The sequence below is a fragment of the Halorubrum sp. AJ67 genome (genome assembly GCF_000513435.1).
On the sequence record NZ_CBVY010000002.1, the window covers coordinates 402,768 to 410,909 of the forward strand.

Annotated in this window: 7 protein-coding genes, 1 tRNA gene and 3 pseudogenes; 2 read left to right on the forward strand and 9 right to left on the reverse strand. The window is 56.3% G+C overall.

Annotated elements, in window-relative coordinates; genetic code table 11:
- The 4 genes from BN903_RS03665 to BN903_RS03680 form a co-directional block, all read right to left on the reverse strand.
- Positions 1-1,347, reverse strand: a 1,347-nt coding sequence (locus tag BN903_RS03665; RefSeq protein ID WP_195155701.1) for a lamin tail domain-containing protein, incomplete at its 3' end; no start/stop codon positions are given.
- A 41-nt stretch (positions 1,348-1,388) separates the two neighbouring features.
- The gene (locus BN903_RS03670) at positions 1,389-1,769 is read right to left on the reverse strand and encodes a hypothetical protein (RefSeq protein WP_048076415.1); all 381 of its coding nucleotides are present in this window, start codon (positions 1,767-1,769) and stop codon (positions 1,389-1,391) included.
- A gap of 316 nt (positions 1,770-2,085) precedes the next feature.
- Positions 2,086-3,318 (reverse strand): Fic family protein, encoded by a 1,233-nt coding sequence (locus BN903_RS03675; protein ID WP_048076416.1) that lies wholly within the window; start codon positions 3,316-3,318, stop codon positions 2,086-2,088.
- 518 nt (positions 3,319-3,836) lie between these two features.
- Entirely contained in the window at positions 3,837-4,277 is a 441-nt protein-coding gene (locus BN903_RS03680) for a hypothetical protein (RefSeq protein ID WP_048076417.1), read from the reverse strand.
- 176 nt (positions 4,278-4,453) lie between these two features.
- Here BN903_RS03680 and BN903_RS17150 point away from each other — a divergent pair, with 176 nt between their 5' ends.
- A complete protein-coding gene (locus tag BN903_RS17150) occupies positions 4,454-4,612 on the forward strand; it encodes a hypothetical protein (protein WP_195155702.1) in 159 nt (52 codons plus the stop codon).
- Positions 4,613-4,919: 307 nt separating this feature from the next.
- Here the strand turns inward: BN903_RS17150 and BN903_RS15505 are convergent.
- Positions 4,920-5,057, reverse strand: a pseudogene (locus BN903_RS15505) (tyrosine-type recombinase/integrase); the annotation flags it as partial.
- 80 nt (positions 5,058-5,137) lie between these two features.
- Between BN903_RS15505 and BN903_RS17885 the strand changes: the two are divergent.
- Positions 5,138-5,398, forward strand: a complete 261-nt coding sequence (locus BN903_RS17885) for a hypothetical protein (RefSeq protein ID WP_369317829.1) — start codon at positions 5,138-5,140, stop codon at positions 5,396-5,398.
- A gap of 298 nt (positions 5,399-5,696) precedes the next feature.
- On the opposite strand, the gene BN903_RS03690 is transcribed toward BN903_RS17885, so the two are convergent.
- The 4 genes and pseudogenes from BN903_RS03690 to BN903_RS03705 all read right to left on the reverse strand — a co-directional run.
- Entirely contained in the window at positions 5,697-6,713 is a 1,017-nt protein-coding gene (locus tag BN903_RS03690; RefSeq protein WP_048076419.1) for a hypothetical protein, read from the reverse strand.
- Positions 6,714-7,289: 576 nt separating this feature from the next.
- Positions 7,290-7,765: pseudogene (locus tag BN903_RS03695) on the reverse strand (tyrosine-type recombinase/integrase).
- A gap of 62 nt (positions 7,766-7,827) precedes the next feature.
- Positions 7,828-7,898: transfer RNA gene (locus BN903_RS03700), tRNA-Pro, on the reverse strand.
- Positions 7,899-7,944: 46 nt separating this feature from the next.
- Positions 7,945-8,142, reverse strand: a pseudogene (locus tag BN903_RS03705) (deacylase); the annotation flags it as partial.

The following is an 8,142-nucleotide window of genomic DNA, read 5'->3' on the forward strand; positions in this document are numbered from 1 at the left end:
TCCCCAGTACAGCTCGGTGTCCGTGTCCGCGCCGCTCCCCGTCCGGAGCGTCACCGTCGCGCCCGCGTCGAGCGTGAATCCCTGCGGGAACTCGTAGCTGTGTGACGCCTCGTCTTCGACGGTCCACCCGGACAGGTCGATCGACTCTTCTCCCGTGTTCTCGAAGACCACGTACTCATCGTTGAGGTTCTCACGGTCGTCGCCCTCGGCGTCCGCGTTGATCGCCTCGACCTCCAGCGCCGCAGCCGGGTCGGTCGACGTCGTCTCGTTGTCGCCGCCGGTGTCGTCGCCGTCGTCAGTTCCGTCCTCGGAACCGGTGTCGACCGGATCACCGCCGAGCCGAACGCGTTCGACGACTTCGCCGCTCGTGCCCGGTCCGATCGGCTCGCCGTCGCGGATCGACAGCGGGTCGGTGGGCGCGTCCCGTTGCGTCCGTACGGAAACGCCGTTCCCGTCACTCACGAGGACGATGTTCCCGTGTGTGGCGGTCCAATACGTCGGGATCGACCGGTCCGCAAACCGCTGAAGGACCTCGTCGGTCGGGTGTCCGTACTGCGAGTCGTACGCGCTCGACACGACGACCGCCTGCGGCGCTACCGCGTCGACGAACGGCTCGCTCGACGAGCTCGACGAGCCGTGGTGCCCGGCCTTCAACACCGTCGACCGTAACTCCGCGCCGTACGTGTCGACCAGGTACTCCTCCTGATCGTCTTCGGCGTCGCCGGACAGCAAGAAGCTCGTCTCGCCGTGCGTGAGTTTCAGCACGATGCTGTTCTCGTTGCGCGCTTCGTTTTCGAGGTACGGCTCGGGCGGCCCGAGCACGCCGACGTCGACCTCACCGAACGAGATCGTGTCTCCCTCACGCGTCTCGTACAGCGTCACGTCGTGTTCTTCGACGGCATCGAGGTACTCACCGTAGGTCAGCGTGCTCGCAGCGATTCCGGGATCGTAGACCGCGCCGATCCCCTCGGCTTCCGTCTCGTAGTACTCGATGATCGCCGCGTTGCCGCCGATGTGGTCCGCGTCGTTGTGCGAGGTTACGAGGTGGTCGATGCGCGTGATATCGTGTCGCCGGAGGTACCTCAAAACGTACTCGCCGTCGTCGTTATAGTGGCCCGTATCGACGAGCATCGTCTCGCCCTCCGGCCCGATAACGAGCGTACTGACCGATTGGCCGACGTTGATGTAGTGGAGTTCGAGGGACCCGTTCGCCGTTTCGACCGTCGCCTCGTCGCCGACGTCCGATCCGGTCGGTGACTGCTCACCGGGTGCCGCACCGGAACAGCCCGCGAGGAAGACGATCCCCACAATCAGGAGGATCTTGAACGCACCTCCTCTTCGTTTCATGTTTCATTAATATCCTACACAGGCAAAGAGGTGAGTGTTTGTTAACTATTCACAGAAGACTGCTCAACCCCGAACCGCTCCGGGCTCACCCTCTCGTACATCTCCAACCGCTCGTAGAACTCGTCGGTCACCGCGTCGGGCATCGTCACGCGAAATCGATGCTCGTCCCACGTCTCGTGGCTCGTCAGGACCAGCTTCCCGACGTCGAGGTCGGGATTGAGCGCGACCGCGAAGTCCGACTCGTGGAGGCAGTAGACGTGATCGAGCGGGAACTTGAGCGCCTTCGCCGTTTTGTCGAGATACCGCGTCTCGATCTCGACTCTCTCAGACGGGCCAAAGCCGACCGGGTCCGGAATCGTCCCGTCGGCGTTGCGAACGAGTTCCTCCCACGACTCTTCGCTCGTGCTGCGTGTCTTCGCCATGCTCTGACCGACGCGGACCCACCTGAAACTAGTACGCCAAACCCGGGGCGGAACTGAAACTGGAACGAATGTCAGCGCGGTGTCGGCGGGTAGCTAGGGGTGGTCGGCTCCTCTGGCGTTACTCGCCGATCGCTTCCTCGACGATCGCGATCTCCTCGTCGGTGAGTCCGTCCAGCTCGTAGACGATTTCGTCGACCAGCGCGTCCGGCTTCCCGGTCTTTTCGTCGAACTCCTCACCTCACTCAGTGTTTTCCAAAGGCAACTTTGAAATCCGGAGTAGACGGTAGACACCGATCGACCAGTCCAAAACGCGATGTTATTGAGCGAAATCGGTGAATCGATTTCCATCTTCTTCGATCAATTCCTCCGGTGACGGGAGCTTGTCCACGCTCTCATTTAACGCGTCTAAGACCTCATCTGCTTGGAATTCTCGATACCGCTCCTTCTCCGTCCGCTCCCTAAGTACTCCATCGTCTTCCAAGATGGAGATCGCGTTGTTTGCTGCCGGATAAGTCATATCTATCATATCCGCAGCACGTTTTGCCGTGAATACTGGTTCTGTGAAAATTTCCTCAAGAAGCGCTCTAACCGATGGGCGGGCATCTTCGTACTCTTCCCGATATCTATCACGGAGGTGAAGCAGAAGCTTTGCTCTGCTAAATGCCTCGTCTGCCTGTTCTCTGATTCCTGTGAGGAAAAATTTGAACCACTCGTTCCACTCCCCCTCCTCGCTGACCTTCAAGAGTAGCTCCGTATATTTGTCCCTGTTCCGACGGATGTAGGAGCTGAGGTAAAACAGTGGATGAAGCAAGATGTCCTCTGCCATCAGGAACAATACGATGAGCAACCGGCCAACGCGACCGTTTCCGTCGACAAACGGATGGATCGTCTCGATCTGATAATGGAGGATCGCGATATCGATCAGATCGGGATACTCTCCTTCTGACGACATGTACCTCTCAAAATCAGCCATCCTAGATACCGCAATCTCAGATTTCGGTGGAACGAACCGGGTCTGCTTCCCGAGATCGGTCGATTCATCGATCCACACATAACTTAGCCGATACTCTCCCGGAAGCGGATCGTCCTCCTCGGATCGGCCTCCTTCCATTAGTTCGCGGTGAAGATCTTTTAACAGTTCGTTTGACAGATTCTCTCGCGATTGCCCCGCCTCTGACAATCGTTTTGCTGCCTTCTTCAGCGCGGAAGCGTAATTCCGTGCCTCACGGACATCCTTCGAGTCTTCACCTTCTTTGTACATGTCGGACACGGTAACGCGGGTCCCTTCGACTTGTGAGGACTGCTCTGCTTCCTTGTAGACGAAGAGACCAAAAACTGATTCAGGATCCTCAATTTCGCTCCAGAACCCGTCAAGCCGACCGAGTGAGTGTATCGCAGCCCCGTACGCACGAATCACTTCATCTGACAGATTGATCTTCGGAGGGAGCTTGTCTGGTTTATAAAACTTCGAGAAAGGGACATCAGAGGTTCCGGCGACAGGTCGGTATACCCCCGGAGCAGGTGTGTCTACGAGGTGTCCGTCTTTCATTAGCGACTTATTCCACCGCGTTAACTAAAGCTTTGACCAAGCCGTTTCTTTAGATAGCCTGAACCGTACCTGAGTAAACGAAGATCCGATACCGTTTTCCTAGACGCGATCTCTTTCGACTGAGTAAACGGAGATCCGATACCGCTTTTCCAAATTCGGGTACAGGCAGGTAGAGTGACTAACATCTATGTCGTCTGTTGCCGATTGTTTACATTCGTTTCTCAATATCGTCTCATCTTACCCATGTGCTGTTCCCAAGCACATCGAATTCAAAACTGGTCCCGCGGCGTTACCTCAGTCGCCAGCCAGTGCGCGCCGATAAGGTCGGTCTCTTGCTATCGGCCGGGCCCAACACGGACCCCCTCCCCCACTCGCTGCTACTCCGCTACGTGCGCGTGCGTAAGAGCCAGTGTGCGAGGGTGGTCAACCCGGATTTTGATTCGTTCGGCTTTATTGAAATCCTATTCTTCAGACGGTTTCTAGTCTGAAACAGCGGTTCGATGAGAGCTGCGAATGTATCACTCTAATTCGAATTGGCTTGTCCGTTCGGCCCATTCTTCGAGCAAGGGATCGCCGTAGAACCGAACGTCTCCAGTTTGGGGATCACGTTTGAGAAGTCCTATCGACTCCAATTTGGGAAGGTGGACATGAATAAGAGCCATTCGGATAGACTGCCTCTGTGGCAATTCTGATTCGGCTTCGTCGGAAGCCTCGTATTTCCGAACCTCCTCAACAATCGTCTCGAACGGAACGACTGACTCGTCCGCTTCTTGAAGAATATACACGATGTAGCGGCGGCGAGGGATCCTCAGTATGTCCAAGACGGTATTGAGTTGAACTGATTGTTCTGGGTCACGAGATACCATTGTCACCACCGTATCCGTCCTGTCGTTTCCACTGAGAACTGAATCATTAGATGTCAGTAACTCATTGATAGAATAACTATTTAGTACTATCATATTTATAATATCTGATACTATTTGATTTATAATTTTTATATTGGTATCTAAGGCAACTGTCTGTACTGACCGATTGGGAGTTGAAAATTTTACCAGAGCGCTGCTGACCCAACTGTGAGGTCAATTCTGCGAATTGACCACAGGATATTCATGTTATTGTCCATTTGGAGTCCACTATGGCCCTCTCTCTGCCAGCAACCATCGCCTACAGCTTTATTGCGGCTGCTGTCGTCGGCTTCTCTTTCAGCCTTCTTACTGATCGTGTTTCGGTGAAAATGGGATTTCTCATGGCAGTTTGTACTACAGCCGGCACAGTGGTTGGGAGAATGCTGTGAGAAGCGTATACTGAGCGATTCGTGAGTTCCCTGTATTGAGCGATTGAAGACGTGAAACTATCAACTGCTGAGGATTTCGGCAGAGCCAGTGAATTCTCAGAGAGGGACGTTCCGCTCGATGGGGCAAAACGAGACGGCCGTCGATCGCTAGATACGCCCCGATCTTCCACTCCCCCTCCCTTACCTTATATACGCGCGGGCGTGGGTCAGTCTGAGAGTCGCGGCGAGAAATTCTGTACCGGTTGATCACAGAAACGGGAAATCCGACAGATCGAGAGATTTCGAATAGTGATCTCGGGTGGAGCTGCTACACCCGGTCGATGTGGTCGTAGACGCGTTCTGTCGTCTGGATGCTCGCGTGTCTGAGCCGGTTCCGCACGTCATAGTTCCCCTCCTCGACGTTCAACATCCGATACGCGACGCTGTGCCGTAGCGTGTGTGGCGTCTACCGACTCGTGTGCCGTCCTCGACACCCATTGTTCGGCACACTAGCCTCACGACACGCAAACTGGCCGTCAAGTCGTCTTGCGAAACGCCGAGAAAATCGAAAGTCTAGCCGGTGACAGAGGCTATGACGACCAATCCCTCCGAGACGCCCTCAATTCAGAGGGCGTCCGGCCCTTGCTGCGTCACCGGCTGTTCGCTGCTTTACGATCACGCACACAACGCGCGGTTGGACAGCAAATTATACGGCCATCGCCGGATGGCCGAGACCGCCTTTTCGGTCATCAAGCGTCGGTTCGGCCCCGCTGTCCACCCTTGCGCTTGGTACCGCGAGTTCCGTGAACTCGTGCTGACCGCTACCGTCTATAACCTCGAACAGGCTACCAAGGGGTGATCGCTCCGCATTCCGTGGATTCAACAAGGCACCACCGTACTGGATTTGAATGCCTTTATCCAGCGGGGTTGACCCGTAACTCGAACTGGACCGCAATCTGCTAGGCTATCTAAGCGAATTCCGTCTCGGAGCCACAGGGGGTACTGCCCACAGCGAAGCCATCCCTCTGTGGACCGTCATGGAGACCATACAGACCTCCGGGAGACATAGCCGACGATAACACGGCTAAGAGTGTGGTCACAGGAATCACTGTAGGAAAAAAGGCCCTGCGACGGCAGTCTTCTGGGCAACCGTTGCGAGTCGGAGCATATACGCAGTCAACACGAGGAATGGAGCCAGCGCAATCGTGAACACCGTCGCAACAAAACTCAACAGCGGTGAGAGACCAAACACCCATACCTCGGGTAGGACCCCCCCATTGATCGCAAGGATGGCCGACGCAGTGACCAGAATCGACGGCAGCGCGACAATAAGGAGTGTCCGAGACAAATGAGCCACCTCCCTAGTGTAATAAAGGGTTTTGAAGTACTCTTTGCCGATGGCGAACATCTGGAATGCCTGGACGAGATCATCAACCCGCTCGTTGAATGTATCGGACATCTTACTATCATAGGTGCCCCGCAACGTCCGCGAGCGGTCCAAGTATTCGCCGTAGTCTACCCCCAGTCCGAGCCACAGGACGCCAAACTCCGCACCGGTGGTGTCTTTATTCTGACCGCCGATCAACTCAACCGTCTCGGAGATATCGTCAACGTACCCCTGAATATCCTGAGCGACCTCTTCTTCGCTTTCCTCGGCGACCTCTTCAAGGGCGGTTACGCGGTCGTGGATGACTGTCGCCATTAGGTTGAGGAAGGACGCCGGGTCCGATGGACTTTCGCCCGCTTCCGTCATATTGCCGATATCGCGTCTGAACTCGATGGCTCCCTTGATGCGATTTTCCTGTGTGTCGATGGAGCTAATGTCGTGGGACAGGACGATTGAGTTGATCGACACGACGATAGATACAAGCAGGATGATTCCGCTCAACAGTGTATTCAGGATCGTCTGGACTGCAGGCGTCTCTGTGAGCAGCACCTGCATCTCGAAGGTCCAGAGAGTTCCGACGAGCATCAGCGTCGCGAACACGAACGACAACAGCGCAGAGGTAACCGCGATCCGATTACCCTCCAGCAGGACCCATCGTACTATGTTCAGCCGACCGCTCTTTTGCGGAACTGGAAACCAGTCGCGGAGGCCCTTGATTTTGCTGACGACGTTCACTGTTTCCCCACCGTAAGTTCAGTAACTTCGGCGGAATCGACTGTTCCGCCCACAAAGCCTGTCTTGGTTGGGTTGACGATCCGGCCCAGCAATCGGCTGTCGTCGCTACACACTCGTTTGTTGGGGTCATTCGGCTGAGGGGTGATTGGGTTGTCTATCATGCCACTGAACGTCTTCTCGGAATTATCAAATCTTATTGATGTATCTACGGTGCTGTCATCGATGTGCGGAGCCAATTATTATGGAAGCTTGTACTCTCATACTGCCTGATATATTTTGTTCAACAGCTTTAAATAACTGATTGTGGTCAAATACTGCTTTACTGAATCCGGTGACTGCGAGGGGATTGCGGTGCTTTCACCGGTGACGTGACTCAATGACAACGGCAGTTTCGCAGGCGATTCGTACATTTGGACCCAAGTCTTGGTTCATCGGCCGAACCCGGGAATCGAGAATTCTGCTATCAGACCATGTGAACGCTCTTCCTCTGTCCCCAATCTCGACGCCTTCTGCGGATTCAACAGAGCAATCGAAATTGAAATTTCGAAAGTGTGGAGGCTGCGAAACAGGCCTCAGTCAGACTCGGTCGATGTGGTCGTAAACGCGTTCTGTCGTCTGGATGCTCGCGTGTCTGAGCCGGTTCCGCACGTCGTAGAACTATTCCCCTCCTCGACGTTGAGCATCCGATACGCGACGCTGTGCTACAGCGTGTGCGGCGTCACGTCCTCCGGCTCGCCATGCCCGGTGAGCGTCATCGGACGCACATCCGCGGCGACTGCGGCCGCTCGAACCACGTTTCGCACCGACTCGGTCGACATCCGTTCCGCTTGTCGCGAGGGCCACAGCGCCGGCGACTCCTTCCACCGCCCGCCGAGGTACATCCGGAGCGTCCGCACGGTCTCGTCGGCGAGCCCGATCTCGGTGTAGCTCGGTGACCGGTTGGTCGGGTAGTCTTTCTGGAGCCCGGCCGGAAGCGCGATCACGCCGTCGTCGAGGTCTAGGTGGTCCTCGACGAGCGTGACTGACGGGTGAACCGGGCAGGTCCCCGTCATGCTGAACCTCCGTAATAGCGGCTAAGCTGGCCGGTTTCGGACGGTTCGTGTAAAATTTCGCATGGGACCGCTGAGAGTCGAACTCAGGTCATACGGACCCCATCCGCATAGGATACCACTACCCCACGGTCCCTGACTACACGCTGAGAAACGACCGACCGGTAATTAAGGACTTCGCTTCAGTTCTCGCCGGCCTCGCGCGGGACCACGAGTTCGCTGTCGTCTCGCACCGCGAGGCTCCCGATCGGGTCGCCCTCGTAGGCCGCCACTCCCTCCGTCCGACCGAGGACGTACCCGTCGCGGTCGGCCGTCACCTCGCCGCGCTCCGCCCCGGTCGCGGCGACCACGTCGGCGAGGACGTCGCCCGCCTCGAACGC